At 40.3% G+C, this 16,629-nt stretch carries 21 protein-coding genes and 1 pseudogene; 15 read left to right on the top strand and 7 right to left on the bottom strand.

The genetic code is table 11. From position 1 onward, the window contains the following. Positions 1-10 precede the first annotated feature (10 nt). The 11 genes from H8Z79_RS11455 (at position 11) to H8Z79_RS11410 (ending at position 9,620) form a co-directional block, all read left to right on the top strand. On the top strand, positions 11-319 hold the full coding sequence (locus tag H8Z79_RS11455) for a DUF4315 family protein (RefSeq protein WP_117499802.1): 309 nt from the start codon (positions 11-13) through the stop codon (positions 317-319). Then, positions 294-1,028: a CD1107 family mobile element protein gene (locus H8Z79_RS11450; protein ID WP_117499801.1), complete on the top strand. Its 735-nt coding sequence runs from the start codon at positions 294-296 to the stop codon at positions 1,026-1,028. Before H8Z79_RS11455 ends, H8Z79_RS11450 begins: the two co-directional genes overlap by 26 nt. A gap of 72 nt (positions 1,029-1,100) precedes the next feature. After that, entirely contained in the window at positions 1,101-3,212 is a 2,112-nt protein-coding gene (locus H8Z79_RS11445) for a DNA topoisomerase 3 (protein WP_187002850.1), read from the top strand. 28 nt (positions 3,213-3,240) lie between these two features. After that, positions 3,241-4,290: a DUF5688 family protein gene (locus H8Z79_RS11440; RefSeq protein WP_187002849.1), complete on the top strand. Its 1,050-nt coding sequence runs from the start codon at positions 3,241-3,243 to the stop codon at positions 4,288-4,290. Positions 4,291-4,373: 83 nt separating this feature from the next. After that, positions 4,374-4,541, top strand: a complete 168-nt coding sequence (locus H8Z79_RS11435; RefSeq protein ID WP_173728576.1) for a hypothetical protein — start codon at positions 4,374-4,376, stop codon at positions 4,539-4,541. Continuing rightward, positions 4,531-7,113 (top strand): JAB domain-containing protein, encoded by a 2,583-nt coding sequence (locus H8Z79_RS11430; protein WP_187002848.1) that lies wholly within the window; start codon positions 4,531-4,533, stop codon positions 7,111-7,113. Before H8Z79_RS11435 ends, H8Z79_RS11430 begins: the two co-directional genes overlap by 11 nt. Next, entirely contained in the window at positions 7,110-7,370 is a 261-nt protein-coding gene (locus H8Z79_RS11425; RefSeq protein ID WP_003864553.1) for a transposon-transfer assisting family protein, read from the top strand. The genes H8Z79_RS11430 and H8Z79_RS11425 overlap by 4 nt, the downstream gene beginning before the upstream one ends. Then, positions 7,360-8,244, top strand: coding sequence for a YodL domain-containing protein (locus H8Z79_RS11420; RefSeq protein WP_187002847.1), 885 nt, complete (start codon positions 7,360-7,362; stop codon positions 8,242-8,244). The genes H8Z79_RS11425 and H8Z79_RS11420 overlap by 11 nt, the downstream gene beginning before the upstream one ends. 3 nt (positions 8,245-8,247) lie before the next feature. Beyond that, complete coding sequence (locus H8Z79_RS17465; protein ID WP_225876976.1) at positions 8,248-8,538, top strand: molecular chaperone; 291 nt, start codon at positions 8,248-8,250, stop codon at positions 8,536-8,538. Between the two features lie 224 nt (positions 8,539-8,762). Next, positions 8,763-9,077: a helix-turn-helix domain-containing protein gene (locus H8Z79_RS11415; protein ID WP_005334796.1), complete on the top strand. Its 315-nt coding sequence runs from the start codon at positions 8,763-8,765 to the stop codon at positions 9,075-9,077. 174 nt (positions 9,078-9,251) lie between these two features. Then, the gene (locus tag H8Z79_RS11410; protein WP_187002846.1) at positions 9,252-9,620 is read left to right on the top strand and encodes a hypothetical protein; all 369 of its coding nucleotides are present in this window, start codon (positions 9,252-9,254) and stop codon (positions 9,618-9,620) included. Between the two features lie 130 nt (positions 9,621-9,750). On the opposite strand, the gene H8Z79_RS11405 is transcribed toward H8Z79_RS11410, so the two are convergent. The 6 genes from H8Z79_RS11405 to H8Z79_RS11380 are packed head-to-tail and all read right to left on the bottom strand — an operon-like array spanning position 9,751 to position 13,476. Next, the gene (locus tag H8Z79_RS11405) at positions 9,751-10,029 is read right to left on the bottom strand and encodes a helix-turn-helix domain-containing protein (protein WP_005334794.1); all 279 of its coding nucleotides are present in this window, start codon (positions 10,027-10,029) and stop codon (positions 9,751-9,753) included. 4 nt (positions 10,030-10,033) lie between these two features. Continuing rightward, positions 10,034-10,420: a dCTP deaminase domain-containing protein gene (locus tag H8Z79_RS11400; protein ID WP_225876980.1), complete on the bottom strand. Its 387-nt coding sequence runs from the start codon at positions 10,418-10,420 to the stop codon at positions 10,034-10,036. 16 nt (positions 10,421-10,436) lie between these two features. Beyond that, positions 10,437-11,216: an FAD-dependent thymidylate synthase gene (locus tag H8Z79_RS11395; protein WP_118447849.1), complete on the bottom strand. Its 780-nt coding sequence runs from the start codon at positions 11,214-11,216 to the stop codon at positions 10,437-10,439. Then, positions 11,203-11,529: a hypothetical protein gene (locus tag H8Z79_RS11390; protein WP_003864545.1), complete on the bottom strand. Its 327-nt coding sequence runs from the start codon at positions 11,527-11,529 to the stop codon at positions 11,203-11,205. Before H8Z79_RS11390 ends, H8Z79_RS11395 begins: the two co-directional genes overlap by 14 nt. 29 nt (positions 11,530-11,558) lie before the next feature. Next, positions 11,559-13,112, bottom strand: a complete 1,554-nt coding sequence (locus H8Z79_RS11385; protein WP_187002845.1) for a relaxase/mobilization nuclease domain-containing protein — start codon at positions 13,110-13,112, stop codon at positions 11,559-11,561. Then, entirely contained in the window at positions 13,090-13,476 is a 387-nt protein-coding gene (locus H8Z79_RS11380) for a plasmid mobilization protein (RefSeq protein ID WP_005334781.1), read from the bottom strand. Before H8Z79_RS11380 ends, H8Z79_RS11385 begins: the two co-directional genes overlap by 23 nt. A 382-nt stretch (positions 13,477-13,858) precedes the next feature. On the opposite strand from H8Z79_RS11380, the gene H8Z79_RS11375 reads away from it, so the two are divergent. The 3 genes from H8Z79_RS11375 (at position 13,859) to H8Z79_RS11365 (ending at position 15,331) form a co-directional block, all read left to right on the top strand. Next, entirely contained in the window at positions 13,859-14,284 is a 426-nt protein-coding gene (locus tag H8Z79_RS11375; RefSeq protein ID WP_054705468.1) for a GNAT family N-acetyltransferase, read from the top strand. 31 nt (positions 14,285-14,315) lie between these two features. Next, positions 14,316-14,693, top strand: coding sequence for an SdpI family protein (locus H8Z79_RS11370; protein WP_187002844.1), 378 nt, complete (start codon positions 14,316-14,318; stop codon positions 14,691-14,693). 110 nt (positions 14,694-14,803) lie between these two features. After that, positions 14,804-15,331: a hypothetical protein gene (locus tag H8Z79_RS11365; RefSeq protein ID WP_005342546.1), complete on the top strand. Its 528-nt coding sequence runs from the start codon at positions 14,804-14,806 to the stop codon at positions 15,329-15,331. Between the two features lie 167 nt (positions 15,332-15,498). Here the strand turns inward: H8Z79_RS11365 and H8Z79_RS11360 are convergent. Further along, positions 15,499-16,245, bottom strand: a pseudogene (locus H8Z79_RS11360) (transposase); the annotation flags it as partial. 57 nt (positions 16,246-16,302) lie between these two features. Between H8Z79_RS11360 and H8Z79_RS11355 the strand changes: the two are divergent. Continuing rightward, positions 16,303-16,629, top strand: a 327-nt coding sequence (locus H8Z79_RS11355; RefSeq protein ID WP_187002843.1) for a TnpV protein, incomplete at its 3' end; no start/stop codon positions are given.

Raw genomic sequence — 16,629 nt, 5'->3', positions numbered from 1 at the left:
AGGTGAAAGTTTGAATAAAAAGATTAAAAAATATCTGGATGAGATTGCCAAGACAGAGAAAAAGATTGCGGATCTGCAGCAATATCTCAGAGGTGTCCAGGCTGCATTAAAGCAGGAAGAGGACAATGAGATGATCAGGTGCATCCGTGGTATGAAGATGGAGAATGGTCAGTTATATGATCTTTTGGATGGTATCCAGAAGGGAACAGTTAAATTTCAGGTAAGCAGGGAGTCTGACGAAGAAGGTTCGGGCTCCTTTGTATTCACAGAAAAAAATAAGGAGGAAAATCAGAATGGTGAAATGGAAGAAAATGAATAAGAAAATGGCAGGAGTGTTGTTGGGAGTCATGATGCTTTTTACAGCATCAACCACAGCATTTGCCTATGTGGATGAATCAGCAGAGGCATCCAAAGCAGAGACAACTCAGACAGAGCAGTCAACAGACAAAGAAGACAAAAAGGACGAGGCGGCAAGTACAAGTGAGGTGTTGCCAGAAGATGGAACAGACAAGGGAACTGCATTTACGACACCTGGAAATGGTGAAGTTAAAGATGACATTACCGATGATTCCACAAAGGAGTTTCTTACAGTTACAACGAAGAATAATAATACTTTCTATATCGTGATCGACCGCAGTGCCACATCCCAGAATGTCTATATGTTATCCCAGATTGATGAAAATGATCTTTCAGAGTTTCTGGATAAAGACAGCACTGCTACTGTCGTAACACCACAGCCAGATACATCAAAGGTTGTGCTGGATGAAACAAATAATGAGGATGTAGACAAGGAAGCTACCGTTGATCCAGAGAAAACAGCATCTACCAAAACCAATATGGGTGCAATGGCAACAATCCTGATCCTGGCTCTCGGCGGTGTAGCAGCATACTACTACTTCAAGATCTATAAGCTAAAGAAAGAGGAAGACGAGGATGATCAGCCGGAAGGGTTGGAAACAGGTGGACTGGAAGAAATTCCGGATGAGGAAGAGTCTGAAGACGAAGATTTTGAAGAAAATGAAAAATAAATAAACTTTTTTAGCGGAGGGGGCTGTAAAACATGCTCTCTCCGTTTCGTTATATGAAGGAGGTTATACATCATGTATTTAGTAATTGCAGAAAAACCAAGTGTATCAAGAGCAATCGCAGAAGTGATTGGAGCACAGGAACGAGAAGACGGATATTTAAGAGGAACCGACTGTATGGTCAGCTGGTGCTTCGGACATCTGGTCGAGTATGTTTCACCGGATGTCTACGATGAGAAATTTAGCCAGTGGAGATATGAAGATCTCCCGATCATCCCGAAAGACTGGAAAGTTACAGTCTCAGAAGATAAGAAAGATCAGTTCTATATCTTAAAAAGACTGCTCAACAGTCCGGAAATTGAATACGTCGTAAATGCCTGTGATGCCGGACGTGAAGGAGAATTAATCTTCAAACATGTCTATGACTTATCCGGAAGTAAAAAGCCGGTGAAACGATTATGGATCAGTTCTCTGGAAGATTCAGCAATCCTTGATGGAATGCAGCATCTGAGATCCGCAGAGGAATACCGACATCTGGCCGAAGCTGCTGTATGCCGTTCTCAGGCTGACTGGCTGGTAGGAATGAATGCAACCAGAGCTTACACCACAAAGTACTTCAAAAAGCTGACCGTTGGAAGGGTTCAGACACCGACACTTGCCATGTTGGTGGAACGTGCCGGACAGATCAGCAATTTCCAGAAAGAAAAGTATTTCAATGTGGAACTCGATTGTGATGGAATTCCGGCTGTAAAGCCAAAAATCTTTGATCCGGATGAGGCGGAACAGTTAAGAAGCAGATGCCAAGGAAGTGAAGCTATTGTCACAGCAGTAAAAGAAACGGAAAAGAAAGTAAAAGCACCAAAGCTTTATGATCTGACCACACTGCAGAGAGAAGCAAACCGTATCTACGGAATGACAGCCAAACAGACACTGGATACCGCTCAGAGCCTGTATGAAAAGAAACTGATCACTTATCCAAGAACGGACAGCCAGTATCTGACCGAAGATATGGAGCAGACCGCAAGAAATGTGGTTCGTCAGATTTATGAGAAATATCAACTGACAGGTCCGTTTGATCAGCCGGAGCAGCCAGATGTGAAGAAAGTCATGAATAACAGTAAAGTGACAGATCACCATGCAATCATCCCAACGATGGAGCTTGCATCCTGCCATCTGGATGAATTGAAATCCTGGGAAGAAAAGATTCTGTTCCTGATCGCAGTCCATACGGTCATGGCAATGAGTAAGGATCACATTTACCAGGAAACAGAGATTGAAGTGGAATGCCAGGGAGAAATCTTCAAAGCAAAAGGAAAGATTGTTCTGGAGGATGGATGGAAACTCTTTGAAAACTGCTTCAAAAATAAGGATCGCATGGCAATCGTAGATCCGGATCAGGAAATGAAAGAGAGAATGCCGAAAGTAACCCAGGGACAGACTTTCTATGCTGTAGCTGCAGAAAAGACAGAACATTTTACGTCCCCACCAAAACCATATAGCGAAGATACTCTCCTTGCGGCAATGGAAACAGCTGGAAATAAGGAATTTGATGAAGATACGGAAAAGAAAGGATTAGGAACTCCGGCAACAAGAGCCGGTATCATCGAAAAACTGATTTATTCCCAGTATGCTACCCGAAAAGGAAAAAAGATTCTTCCAACAGATGATGGAAAAGTCCTTGTGGAGATCCTGCCAGACTTTCTGAAATCTGCAAGTATGACTGCAGAATGGGAAAATCAGCTGCTCTTGATGGAGCATGGAGAGATTGCACCGGAACAGTTTATGACCGGGATCAAAAACATGCTGACCATGATGCTGAATGGATGCGATGCGATTTCCGAAGAAGAAACAAGAAGATTTCAGACCAGAGAAAGCATTGGAACATGTCCGGTATGTGGAAGCCTGGTATATGAAAGCAAAACCAACTTCTATTGTAGCAACCACGATTGTCACTTTGCTCTCTGGAAAGATAACCGCTATCTGCAGAGCATGGAAAAAACCATGGATAAAAAGATGGCTGCAGAACTTCTGAAAAGTGGATGTGTGCATGTAAAAGACCTGTATTCCAGAAAGAAGAATATGTACTTTGAGGCAGATCTTCATATGGATGCAGATGAAACCGGAAGGGTGAATTTTTCTTTATCCTTTCCAAAAAAGAAACCAAAAAACAAAAGCAAAAAGAAATAAAAAAACAGATTAGAGGAGGAAACGAAGAATGAATTTTAATGAATTTGTAAATGAAGTAAAGGACAATATCAAACTCTTTTTACCAAAGGATTATGAGAATGCAGAAGTATCAACGATGGAGTGTCAGAAACTGAACCGTGCCTATACGGGATTGATGGTGAGAAAAGAAGGTGAGATGCTTACCCCGACGATCAATCTTAATCAGCTGTATGAAGCATATAAAGCACAGCCTGGCGTAACAATGGAAACTGTATGCAGAAAGATTGCAGATATAGTCATTGAGGCACCGATACAGGTTGATCTGAAATCCATTTTAAATTATGAAGACGTGAAGGACAAGCTGTTTATCCGTGTATCATCAGCCGAAGCAAATAAGAAAGTCCTCGAAAATGCGCCGCATCAGCTGAAGGAAGACCTCGCAATCACCTATCATGTGGCAGTAGGCAAGGATCAGGATGGATTAAGTTCCATGTTTATCAAGAATGATCTGCTTGAACAGTATGGAATCTCGGCAGAACAGCTTCATGAAGATGCGATGAAAAGTTCACCGCATGTCATGATCCCGGAGGTATCAAGTATAGGTGCATTGATAGATGAAATGTACCAGAAAAATATTCTCATGCTGACACCAGATGAACGTGAAATGCTGCAGGAAACATTGCAGGAATCAAGCGAGATGCCGACATTCTTTGTTGTTACGAATACGGAAAGAATTGATGGAGCCGGTGTGATCTTTTATCCGGAATTCATGGATAACATGGGGGAACTTCTGGGAAATGATTTCTTCATTTTGCCATCATCCATCCATGAAATGCTGGTCTTGCCAGATGACGGGCAAGTGGATGCAGAAATGTTAAGAGATATGGTAAAAGAAGTCAATGCCACTCAGGTAGCCCCTGCAGAACGTCTTACCAATGATGTATATCACTTTGATACAAAGGATCATGTCTTTGAAAAGGCAGATAGATTCACAGAACGTCAGAAAGAAAAAGAAGCGCAAGCTGCAAAAACAGAGAAAGCCGGAAAAGAACAGCCGGATAAGAAACCGAAAACAAAGAAACATGATATGGAACTTTAATACCAAGCATGAAAACCGTTAAATGAGCAAACGCCCTGCGGCATAAAGAAATGTCGTGGGGCATTTTTGAAAAGGAGAAGATTATGACGAAAGAAAACATTAAAACAAATACAAGCTTAAGATACAGCCAGTATCAAAAAAGATTATTACACACATTTTCGTTTGAAAAATTGAAGAAGCAAATTGAGACGTTACATGATCAGGAATTTATTATAAATGTGCCGATTGGAGGTGTTGCTGATGGCAGATAAATTAGAACAGGTAGCAATTCGTATGGTGGAACAGCCACCACTTTATAGTAATGAACCTATGAATAATCCAGATGTAGCAATTCGTGTTATGAATGAATTTCTTTCCCAGATGGATCGGGAACTCTTTTGTATTGTTAATTTACAGGCAGATTTAACACCGATCAATATGAATATCGTATCTGTAGGATCGCTGAATGAAGCATTAATTAATCCAAGAGAAATATTTAAGAGTGCAATTCTTTCGAATGCTCATTCAATGATGCTCATTCATAATCATCCGTCCGGAAATCTGACACCATCTACATCGGATATCCAGACTACAGCAAGAATGCAGGAATTAGGGGAATTGATGGGGATTTCATTGGTTGATCACATCATTACAGGACGGAATGGGAATTACTATTCCTTTCGAGATAAAGGAGAATTTCCAGATAGCAGGGTTCGTTTTTCTACTCGTGTTGAAGATATTGATCTGACTAAAGGAATGGTGACTGAAGCCACCGCACCCTATGAAGAAGTAACAGATACAAAAGAAAAGGGTGACGTAAGAGATATTCCAACAGTGCAGACAGCAACAATTCCATTACCGGTTCAGGGAAAAGATATGGACAGCATTATGCAGTCACTGGAATCCGGTGTGGAAGAACTTTTTACAAGTAACCGCTATCAGGAATTTCTTAAAACCATGGCAAAGTTTCACAATTATTCCTTTAATAATACAATGCTGATCGCCATGCAGCGACCGGATGCCACACTTGTTACCAGCTACAAAAACTGGCAGTCCATGGGTAGACAGGTCATGAAAGGCGAAAAAGGAATTACAATCATTGCACCGGCACCATATAAGAAAATGAAGGAAAAAGAGGTTCTGGATGAAAATCAGCGACCGATCATGGGAACCGATGGAAAACCTAAGACTGAACAGGTGGAAGTTACGGTTCCGCATTTTAAAGCAGTTACCGTCTTTGATATTGCTCAGACATCCGGGGAACCAATCCAGACACTGGCACCGGAATTATTGACTGCAGCTGTACAGGATTTTGATTCTTTCATGCAGGCTATTCAGAAAATATCCCCAGTGCCGATACGATTCGATGAGATCGATGGCAATGCCAATGGATATTATCACAATGCAGATAAGGAAATCGTGATCAAAAAAGGACTCAGTGAAAGTCAGACCTTAAAGACTGCTATTCATGAAACCGCCCATGCAAAACTGCATGACAGAGAGATCATGGAAAGCCTTGGAGTGGAAAAAGACCGACTGACAAAAGAGGTTGAAGCAGAATCTGTTGCTTACTGTGTATGCTCTTCCTTTGACTTGGATACATCGGATTATAGTTTCCCTTACATTGCAGGCTGGAGCAGCAGCCGGGAAATGAAGGAAATGAAAGCATCTATGGATGTGATTCGTAAGACAGCCGGTGAAATGATCGATCAGCTTACAGAAGAGCTTGAAATCATTCTCGAAGAAAAACAGAAAACAGAATTACATGAAAAATACGGGATTCTGGTAGATGCACTGGAAGCAGCTGGATACCGCTATGATTATCGGGAAAGCGAACCGGGACATATTGTACTGGCACCGGATGGGACGCATGAAATTGCCGGCTATCTACAGTTTGAATCATGGGGAGATATCCAAAACTGGCTGGAAGACACGATTACAGAAGGGACGGATATTTCGGAGAGAGTTGATCGGGCTATGTACCCATTTAAGTATGATTATACCCTAGAGGAAGAAATGTTCAGAGGTAATGGTGACCGCTATGCGATTTATCATGTGGATGAAGACACACCGGGAAAACAACATTTATTTATGAATATGGCAATGGTCAAAGAAGATGGCATTACAATCGATGCAGCAAATTATAAGTGTGTCTATTCCGGCAGATTACATGAAAATGAAAAGCTGGATGATTTGTACGCTATGTTCAACGATAATCCACCGGCAGATTATAAAGCACATTCTATGTCGGTCAGTGATGTTATCATTACAAACCGTGGTGGGGATATGCAGGCATATTACGTGGATCGATTTGGATTTGCAGAACTTCCAGACTTTGCAGCACAAAGAGAAAAAATACTCGATATTGTCCCGGAAATAGAAAATGTGGATTATGAAAATGATCTTACATGTATCAGCTTTTATGCGGCTGAATGTGCTGAATTTCCTGTAATGGGTGAAGTACATTATGACCTGACATTACCAGAAGCCTTGGAAGCTTATGAGAAAATCCCATCAGAACGTATGCATGGACTGAAATGTGTTGGCTTTGATCTGAAAGACGGAAGTGATTATGAAGGAATGCAGAGTCTGATGATTGAAGGAAAAATACAGAAAGAATTTTTGAATTCGATTCCTGGATTTAGAGAAAATTCTTATGTGCAAAATGCAATCAGTCGTGTGGAAAAATACTTGGAAGAAAGACATCCAAATGTGGAAAATCCTCTGGAATCCAATAAGAAAGTGGATAACGAAAAAAATATAAGCGAAGAAAAAAACGAGAAGGAGCTGAATATACAGATGAAACCAATACCGAAAAAGAAAAGGGGGGAAATGAGCCTATGAGAAATGTAAACCTGGAAGAAAACGAACTGACTATTACTGCTATCTTCCAGCAGCACACAAAGGAAGAAACAATCCAAACACTGAAAGAAGCTTTGGAAGTTTTGGAACAGGAAGAAAGTGATCCTGAGAATGATGAAATAATTGAGATCATCAATTCTACAGTTGGAAAATTACAGCAGATCGAAGACAAATACTACTATTCTCTGGATCTGAATTATTATCTGAATAACTTGGAGGATGATGCCTATGAAGCTTAATCAATTTGCAGTCTACCGAGTAGATCAGCAGACAGCAGGAAAAGCACTGTGGCATCTGCCATATCAAGAGGCAAGACAGCAGAATGTGTCGATTACTGTCGAAAATTACCGATTAATCTCGATTCATGAAATGCAGGAAAATGAAAAAGTCGCTGACATCTGGAAACGGACGAAAAATCAATGCGAAGTCAGTGACGTGCTCGTATTGAACAAGAATGGAGAAATCGGCTGCTACTATGTAGATGAGAACTATCCACAGTATCTGGCCGGATTTATTCGTATCAACACATCCGGTGCACTGATCACTATGGAAACTGAGAATTATCAGATTGATGGGAAAAAGGGGAACTGGATTGCAACAGACACCGTCATTATTGATGGAAAACAGTTTTATTTGATGGAACATCAGGTATACCGAGATCAGGCCCAGGGTGTTATCCTGGATGCTTATGGAAAAATGGTTGTCGAAGAATGTAAGAAATTCGATGAAAAGACAAAACAAAAGATTCATGATTACATCCAACAGCAGGTACCGCTAAATCCGGTCGAACAGCTAAAACAAGATGGTAAAATCCGTCTGGAACATTACCAGAAATTCTACCAGAACGGCACTTATGAACGAAGCAGAGAATCTGGTACAGAAGCTAACTATGATATGGTGGACGGTCTGGTGAATAATCAGAAGAAGAACCTGGAAAAAATTTCTGATGCACGCAACAACAAACAGACGTCCCGAAATCAACAAAATAATAAACCTAAGAAACGAAGGTCCGTAATCAAACGACTGCATCAGAAACAGATTGCCATTGCTCGCCGGTCCGGAAAGCCGATACCAAAGTACCTGGATCAGGAAATGGAAAGAAAGCGGGGATAGAATATGCGAAGGTTAAAGTGTGAAAAAGAAACGATTATTCTGACTAATGAAGATGATGGATTCTATGATGTGTATACCTTCAATCAGAGCTTGCGGAAACGGTTGAGGTCTTTTGCGGAGAAGTATCCGGATGATTGCTGGTTGAAAGGATCTTCGGAGGATGGTAGTGAAACGTATATGATTAAAAAAGGGCGGTTATCATTGAATTTAAGACCACCCTATTCCAAGGATAGAATTCATAAAGCAACCGAACGAATTATTGAAGAACAGAAAGAGCAATCGAAGGATTCATAGAATGCGATTTAAGAGAAAAAAGCCTCATGACCATGAGAAAAAATGAAAGCAAAATACGTTAGCTGATAAAGTGTATAGGCTCAAAAGGGAAAGTGCCCTTTTGGGCCTTTTTATTTTAAAATAGTTCTAAAGAACAAGTTAACAATCTGTAGATTCTGTATGTTTTAAAGATCAATCGTTATACTAATTTTAGACCGAATTATCGTTCTAAAGGAGGTGTCACAATGGATTTAAAGGCGGTTGGTCAGAGAATAAAAGCTGCAAGGGAAGCTAAGAATCTTACACAAGAAGAATTGGCAGGACTGGTAAACTTGAGTCCAACTCATGTAAGTGTTATAGAGAGAGGACTGAAAGTAACAAAACTTGATACTTTTATTGCGATTGCAAATGCATTAGATGTTTCAGCAGATACACTATTGATTGATGTTGTGACACATTCGGTTAGCGGCGTTACGAATGAATTATCTGAAATGATAGAGAAACTACCTAAAGAAAAGCAACAGAGAATTATCAATGCAGTGAGAGCATTGGTGGAATAAATACGTGAATAAGAAGATGGAAGGGCTTATTGCTCTTCTTTTTTATTTGGTTTAACGTGAAAATATGATATAGTAGTTCTAAAGACTTATATATAATTCTGAGGAACTTGATAAAATGAAGAAAAATAATATAACACTTGTATTTGTTGCTATCGTTTTTCGATTATTGTTGGAATGATAATTGGAAAAAGCTTATTAAAGTATAAAGAAGGTGAGCCAGATGTAGTTGGCAGTTTTTCTATGAATAGAGATGAAAATCTTACAGTAGTTGCTAACAGAAAAAATATTTCTGATAAAGAAGCATTTGCAAGACTGCTTTTAAAAATGTATAAAGAGAATTCATTTCATTCAATAAAATTTTCTACAGATCATGGATATGCAACCAGCCTTGATATGACCGTATATTCTTGGAAAGAAGATATCGAAAATGGCGAATCCATTATGCAAATAGAATTTAGACCAATTGAATATGGAAAAGATTATGATCTTGTTCATAATCCGGATAAATATGTGCTTTTTATCGATGGAACAGAAATAAAATGAAATATATAGATATGCAGATAAAGCGCAGAAAAAGAGGATTGCTCAACACAGGAGGATATTTTCAATTACCCTCAAAATGATAAAAGCGAGGCAGCGGAAAATCCGTTGCCTCATTTCAGTATTATGACAATTAATCTAGTTCCGCCCCTAACTCATACCTCCAATATTCTGCCGCTTCATACTCTCTAGGTTCTGAGAGTACTGGTACGGTAAAGAGTTCAACCGGAACACCGAGTGTTGATGCGAAGAGTTTCATAAGATCCTCTTTTGGTGTTCGGACATCGCCTTCATATTGAGCAATCCGGACATCAGCACAGCTGTCGGGAAATCCAACAGCTATGCCAAGTTCTTTCTGGGTGAGATGATTTTTCTGTCTTAAGTGTTTTAATTTTCTTCCAAATGTAATCATAGTATTATTCTCCTGTACTTCCAAAAGCCCCGGTTCCTCGTTCATTACCAATGTCCAGGACAAAATCTGCGATCACGACCGGTGTAATCACCAGCTGACCGACGCGTGTGTCTTTATGAATGGTCTGAGAAGATGTGCTTACGTTGCTGATAATGGCATGGATCTCACCACGGTAACCGGAGTCGATCGGTGGAAGCTCGCATACCAGTCCTTTTGCTGCCATGCTGCTTCGTGGAAAGACATATCCGGCAAATCCATCGGGGATGATGAGACCAAATCCAAGTGGAATTCTTGCAACCTCACCTGGTTTTAATACGCAATCATAAGGCATGAATACATCAGCACCGGCATCATTTTCATGTGGCCGGAAGGGATGATGATCTGCTTTCAGACCAAAGTCAATCAGTTTAATCTTTATGGCTGCTCACCTCCCTTCTGATGAGCAATGGATAATCTGCTTTTAAGATATCTGACGGTATCCAAAGTTTTGAAATAGGATTCTGGCAGGACATCTGTTTTTCCATACAGCTTCCTCTCTGACAGAATGGACCGGTCAGATCCGGTGCAAAAAGAATCGGGCTTAATTTGTACAATCTCTGCCAGATCTGTAGCATCACAATCCTTGTTTCATCCGTATTTCTTCTGCAGGTTCTCTGACTGATCATATGCTTCCACTGGTAAGGCGTTGCACTGATGATCAGTACGTTTCGAAGTCCCTGCGGTGTGGCATATCCGGCTGAATCATGATCAATGCCTAAGGTACAGAGTTCTGTATAGTGCTCCAGATCTGACTGACAGCTTTTTTTGTAAATATCCTGGATTTCTTTATCTGCTTTCATGATTCCATATGGAATAGCAAATGCAGCATGACCGGAATAATTGCTGTACTGCAGAGATGCACTCATGTACTTTACTTCGTTCTGATGTCTTGTGATCTGTGCCAGGAAGCGTCTGCTTGCACCAACAACAGCTACGGTAATGACCATGAATTTCTGCACGGTTGGATGCGGAAGCCCTGCAATGTTTTCTACAGTCTTCTGACTGTAGGATTGACGGTAAAGATCCATCAGATCTGCCATGTTCTGGATCGTATGACCGTGTTGTGTGAGTCTGGCAGCAAAGACCATATTCTGTTCTGCTTCCCGGATTCCATAGCAGTTTAAGATAGCTGTTTCAATGTGATCCATAGGCCTGTTCCTCCTTTACCAGAGCTTTTAAAAGGATCAGATAATTGATGCAGTCTGTGATTTTTTCATCCCACTGTTCCATGTCAAAATGTAACAGAGTGGAATAACACATATCGTAAAGGGATACGACATGTTTCGACATCATACCGGCTAGTGCTGCTTTTGGATCGCAGTTTTGTAAGGCGGCAGCAATCTTGAATGCACTGAGGCGGTCAATATTGTCACCGGTATATTCTTTCTTTTTATGTGCCAGAATATCGGCACACTTTCTCATCTGAAGTTCAAATACAATATTAAATTCTTCTTGTGTCATGTGATAGTTCCTCCTTTGTTTTGTGATGGTTATCGTTCGAGATCCTTGGTTTTTGATCTTACTGGTTCCGGAATCTGCATCTGAAGAATGGCATCAACATTCTGATCGGCAGTATCCAGATCTTTTAGTTTTTCTTTCAAGCTGCTTATTGCTTCTTCTTCGGAAGCTATCTGCTGTTGCAGTTTTTCTTTTTGTAAAGTCAAGGTTTTTAGGCTTGTCATCTTTCCATCCTGATAAAAGGATCTCAGCCAATCTCTGGCTTCTTCATATTTCTGAATTTCCTTCGCATGTTCTTTCCGGTACTTTCCTTTGTACTTTGCATTTGAAAATTGGGAATAAACCTCCTTAGTTGCATAGTACTGTCCGGTATAACGGATCTGATCGTTGAGGATCCTTAGATCAGACCGATGCTGAGCAAACTGTGTCTGCATTTCTTTTAGTTCCTGCTTTGATGCAAGCAGTGTATTTTTCAGATCTGACTGCGTATCAAATCCATGTTCCTGTACATAGATAATGGTATTTGCCATTTGCTGCAGGTTAGAAAGTTTTACCCGATGAGCATAAGCCGGGCTCTGCATTGCTTTCACATTTGTCTGGAGATTTACAACCAGGCGCAGGTGAGATCTGACGTAGAGAATGGTCAATGGATCCTTGCGTAAGAAGGTCTGTTCCAGGTGTTCTTTTCCATATCGTGTTCCCAGTGCACGTTCAGTAATCCGCTTCTGTCGATCAGGATGAAGATAGCTGTATCTGCCCCGATGATCAATCACAGAGATCTGAAATTGTTCCAGAAGTTTAGATTGGAATTCATCAAAACTATTGGAAGTGGCAGCGCATTCATCAATCGCATTTCGCAAATATTCTTTCTGTGTAAGGAACACGGTGGATGTTGGTTTGAGACCATCTTCGATGATTTTCTGATTGATCTCATTAAGTTTTTGTTGGTCGTGTTTCTGTGCCATATACTCTTTCTGAGTGATTTTTCTCTCAGCCGGAGCAAGAAGATCTATCTGGTGAAGTCCTTCCTGTTGGCACCGATCCATGACAGTTTTCTTAAAAGTGCTCATGAATTTATCAGTGGAACGATGCTTGTAACCGGCGGCTTCCTCATGTGGTTTATCCATATATGTCTGCCTCTCCACTGCAGTCTTTCGCACACTGTTGATAACGATGTGAGTATGGATATTTCCGGATTCATTGTGGCCATCGGTGTGAGTAACTACCAGTGCCTGATATCCGGGAAACATCTGCTTTGCAAGTTCCAAACTGATTGCCTGTGCTCTCTTTCCGGTAAGACCGTTTTCTGTAACATCGGCTGGATCGTAGCTGATAATGTAGTGATGACTTTTGATATCTTCATGTTTCTTATTTTTGTGAAAATGAGCATTTGTCAGTTCACATTCCTTGTCAAAAGACATCGGATCACAGTTCAGTCCATCCATATAAAACTCTTTTCGTAGGATGCTTCGTCCGGATTCATCTACAATCTTTTTCCCGGTTTTTTCATCATGTTCAAACAGAAGGTAATTGATAGCAGCCGAGTAATTTGCATTTCTGCTTTTAATGTGTTTTACGATTGCCATTCATACCACCTGCCAGTTTCAGTACCTCTTTTCTCAATAGGAATAAGTCCGTGATGCACTGATGGATTTCATTTTCTATAGCACGAGACTGACTGCCACCACTGTTAAAATGCTTGGCGATCTGATTGAGATTCGATCCGATTTTTCCATATTCACTGACCAGTTTTCTGAGATCATTCATGTCTGCAACAACTTCAATCTGATGATGGATTTGCTTTTCCAATAGAAGTTTCCTCAGATATTCTGATCGGCTAACAGATAAACAAGCAGCGCCTTGGTCTAATAAATCCAGTTCGACATCTGTAAGACGTAATCCTATAAAATGTCTGTGATTCAGTTCTTTATCTTTGTTTTTTGTTCTCATACTCCTCCTTTCGCTGAGACTATTCCTCCCGCCGGGAATCCACGTATTTCAATATCGGCTGTCCCTTCCGATATTAGAAATAGTGCTGTGAACACCTTTAGGTGGAACCAACAGACAAGTGAAACGTCTGTTATTGAGAGGGTATGGGGAGATCCCCATCAAGATAAATCCCATAGGAGAACAGGATGCCAAATGGCAATACTGTTAAACATGGGTGGATCTTGCTCTGTATGTGTACCCCTCTATATAACGAAACGCTCAGAGACTGTTTTACAGTGGGTGAAAAGAAAAAATATCAAAAAAATGATGATTAATGGTGAGCTTGTGATAGAATGAAAAAAAGAGAAAAGCATAAAGGATGTAGTTGTGGAGAAAATTTGTTATGATTAGAAAGTTGCTGAACGGAGATATCGATAGAGTTGCTGACATATGGTTAAAGACAAATCTGAAAGCACATTATTTTATTTCCAATCAATACTGGAAAAGTAATTATGAATTAGTAAAAGAAATGATGTCACAATACGAAGTTTATGTGTTTGAAGCAGATAAAATGATACAAGGATTTGTAGGACTAAATGATAAATATATAGAAGGTATTTTTGTCTCCGATGAAATGCAGTCATGTGGCATAGGTAAGCTTTTATTAGATTATGTTAAGGATAAAAAAGTTAGCTTACGATTAAATGTATACCAGAAGAATGCCAGAGCAATTTCTTTTTACCAAAGAGAAGCGTTCATTATTCAATGTGAAGGCTTGGATGAAGCTACTGGTGAAAAAGAGTACACTATGCTATGGAAACGAAAATAGAAAGCGGGATTTGTAGTAAAGGAGGTTTACAATGAGGTTTTGGATTTTTATGTTGATTATGGATTTGCTTCTTCCATTTACGATGATTGGTTTTGGAAGATATTTTATGAAAAAGGCTCCAAAGGAAATAAATTCAGTATTTGGATATCGGACTTCGATGTCTATGAAGAACAAAGACACATGGGAATTTGCTCATAAATATTGTGGTAAAGTCTGGTATGTCTGTGGAATGGTTATGTTGCCGATAACAGTAATATTCATGCTTTTAGTGATTGGAAAAAATGAAGATTGTGTTGGGAGTATAGGAGGAATTATCTGTGGTGTTCAACTTATTCCTTTAATTGGGTCTATTCTCCCAACAGAAATAGCATTAAAAAAGAATTTTGATAAGAATGGAACAAGACGATAAATGCCATTTTTTGAAACTGAGAAATCGGGATTGACCGAGTTCTTTGAGTGAGATACACTTCTTGGACGAAGGGAAGGAAGAAGGAAAAAGTACTTTAGAGGTATTATGGAATGAGTAATAAATTGGTTGAGCACAAAGAATCAAAAGAAATATTAACTGGAAATCAAAAGAAAATTTTGTTTTGGATTTGTTTCATTATTTTAAGTATAGCTTTCATTACAGTCTGGATAAATATACTTTTGACATCTAAAGCATTTAATACACAAATGGAAGAGATGGTACTGGGAGAAGATTACTATATGGAGGATATTGTGATTACAGGTAAAAGGGCTGAAGATGCTTCGGCTGATACGATATCTCAGAATTATTTCTTCTACTACAACAATGGAAAAGTGAATGATTATCACAAGCGAATGCAAGTACCGGGATTTGTATATTCGGAATATAATGTAGGAGATTCCATAGCTGCATATACCACAGACCATGTTAGTTATTCTTATTACAAGTATGGGATTCTTCCGGATACAGAGTATACAAACAATGAATTAATGAAAGTGGCTGGCGTATTGCTTGGAATTGGAATATTTTTATTGGCTTTGTTTGGGGTGTTAAGTAAGAAAATGAATTACAAGAAGTAACCAACTTCCCGTTTATTGGGAAGTCGCAGAGAACGAAAAATCTTGCTAATGTTTGTCAAGCAGATTTTTGAAGATTTCGAGAACCTTGAGAACAAAAAAGAGAGTAACCTTAATAAGACCTGCTGTTGCAGGCCGGCAGTTAACAGCTATAATGAAAGCGGACAGATTTACTTGTACAACTCCATTGCACGAGCGTAGTAGATCCGCAGAAACTTATTGACGGCAGCCATTTTGGCTACGTTGTATGGTTTCCCTTCCTGTTCCTTTTTGAGCAGAAAAAGGTAAACAGGATCGTCCTGAGGTTTTGTCAGTTTGAGAGCCTGCATTACCTCAAAACAAGCTTTTCTGAGAGCCGGGTTGCCACGTTTGGAGATGTGACGATTCCGGCTCTCGAATTGTCCGGACTGATATGGCGGAGCATCATTGCCGGCATAAGCATTGAGTGCTTTGCCACTGTGAAAACGGCGAATGTCACCGATTTCTCCAAGAATGATCGGTCCCAGTCGGTCCCCCACGCCGGCCATAGAACGAAGCACTTTGTACTCCGGCATGGTCTCTGCTATGATCCGCATTTGAAGATTGATCTCATCGGCAGCTTTCTGAGATGTGGATACGAGATCAACACATTGATCCTGAGTCATTGCGGATAAGGGATTTTCTCCACGGGTGGTAACACTGTTAAGGACCAGCTCATAGATAGCCAGTCCCTTAGAACCGGCAAAACGATCCTTGGTCTTTTTGACTAGGACTTGATAGCTGTCCAGGAAACGTGTCTTGCCCATCTTACGGATTACATCGAAAGACTTGAAACGCTTAATGAAACGCAGAAGCACACAGTTGTCGGGATCTCTGCTTTTAAGAGGAAGAATGGTCGTAATGCCGGGCATTGTTTCATCCAGAAGGCTGAGCAGCTGATGTAGGACGGATTTTGCGGACATTCAAAATAAAAAAGAATGTGGAGGTAACAGACAATGGCAAAGACAATTTTTGAGGAAATGGGCGGCAAATACGAAAGGCAAGGCGATTATTTAATACCGTGCTTAACTGTACCCGCCGAAGAAGAACAGCCGATAGGCATCTGGGGACAGCGGCATTTGGATTATCTGAAGCATCACTGCAAAGTTACATACACCAATCTTCTTACAAGCGGCAGACTTAACGCTTACCTTGCCGACATTGACAGACAGGCACAGGAACGCTTTGAAAGGCTCATAGAGGGTATGAAACAGGCACAGGGCATAACGGAACAGCTAAAGGCAGAAAACGCCTTAGAATGGACAGGATGCCTCAATAACATA

Source organism: Blautia intestinalis (assembly GCF_014297355.1).
GTDB classification, from domain to species: domain Bacteria; phylum Bacillota; class Clostridia; order Lachnospirales; family Lachnospiraceae; genus Blautia_A; species Blautia_A intestinalis.
This window is presented reverse-complemented; position numbering and strand designations above follow the sequence as displayed.

Bases quoted from the DNA above. Each gene is read 5' to 3' on its own strand.
- H8Z79_RS11410 (WP_187002846.1), top strand. From the start codon at position 9,252: ATGATAATTGGAAAAAGCTTATTAAAGTATAAAGAAGGTGAGCCAGAT.
- H8Z79_RS11370 (WP_187002844.1), top strand. From the start codon at position 14,316: ATGAGGTTTTGGATTTTTATGTTGATTATGGATTTGCTTCTTCCATTT.
- H8Z79_RS11430 (WP_187002848.1), top strand. From the start codon at position 4,531: ATGGCAGATAAATTAGAACAGGTAGCAATTCGTATGGTGGAACAGCCA.
- H8Z79_RS11440 (WP_187002849.1), top strand. From the start codon at position 3,241: ATGAATTTTAATGAATTTGTAAATGAAGTAAAGGACAATATCAAACTC.
- H8Z79_RS11450 (WP_117499801.1), top strand. From the start codon at position 294: ATGGTGAAATGGAAGAAAATGAATAAGAAAATGGCAGGAGTGTTGTTG.
- H8Z79_RS11385 (WP_187002845.1), bottom strand. From the start codon at position 13,112: ATGGCAATCGTAAAACACATTAAAAGCAGAAATGCAAATTACTCGGCT.
- H8Z79_RS11380 (WP_005334781.1), bottom strand. From the start codon at position 13,476: ATGAGAACAAAAAACAAAGATAAAGAACTGAATCACAGACATTTTATA.
- H8Z79_RS11415 (WP_005334796.1), top strand. From the start codon at position 8,763: ATGGATTTAAAGGCGGTTGGTCAGAGAATAAAAGCTGCAAGGGAAGCT.
- H8Z79_RS11375 (WP_054705468.1), top strand. From the start codon at position 13,859: ATGATTAGAAAGTTGCTGAACGGAGATATCGATAGAGTTGCTGACATA.
- H8Z79_RS11395 (WP_118447849.1), bottom strand. From the start codon at position 11,216: ATGGATCACATTGAAACAGCTATCTTAAACTGCTATGGAATCCGGGAA.
- H8Z79_RS11405 (WP_005334794.1), bottom strand. From the start codon at position 10,029: ATGATTACATTTGGAAGAAAATTAAAACACTTAAGACAGAAAAATCAT.
- H8Z79_RS11445 (WP_187002850.1), top strand. From the start codon at position 1,101: ATGTATTTAGTAATTGCAGAAAAACCAAGTGTATCAAGAGCAATCGCA.
- H8Z79_RS11390 (WP_003864545.1), bottom strand. From the start codon at position 11,529: ATGACACAAGAAGAATTTAATATTGTATTTGAACTTCAGATGAGAAAG.
- H8Z79_RS11365 (WP_005342546.1), top strand. From the start codon at position 14,804: ATGAGTAATAAATTGGTTGAGCACAAAGAATCAAAAGAAATATTAACT.
- H8Z79_RS11420 (WP_187002847.1), top strand. From the start codon at position 7,360: ATGAAGCTTAATCAATTTGCAGTCTACCGAGTAGATCAGCAGACAGCA.
- H8Z79_RS17465 (WP_225876976.1), top strand. From the start codon at position 8,248: ATGCGAAGGTTAAAGTGTGAAAAAGAAACGATTATTCTGACTAATGAA.
- H8Z79_RS11435 (WP_173728576.1), top strand. From the start codon at position 4,374: ATGACGAAAGAAAACATTAAAACAAATACAAGCTTAAGATACAGCCAG.
- H8Z79_RS11425 (WP_003864553.1), top strand. From the start codon at position 7,110: ATGAGAAATGTAAACCTGGAAGAAAACGAACTGACTATTACTGCTATC.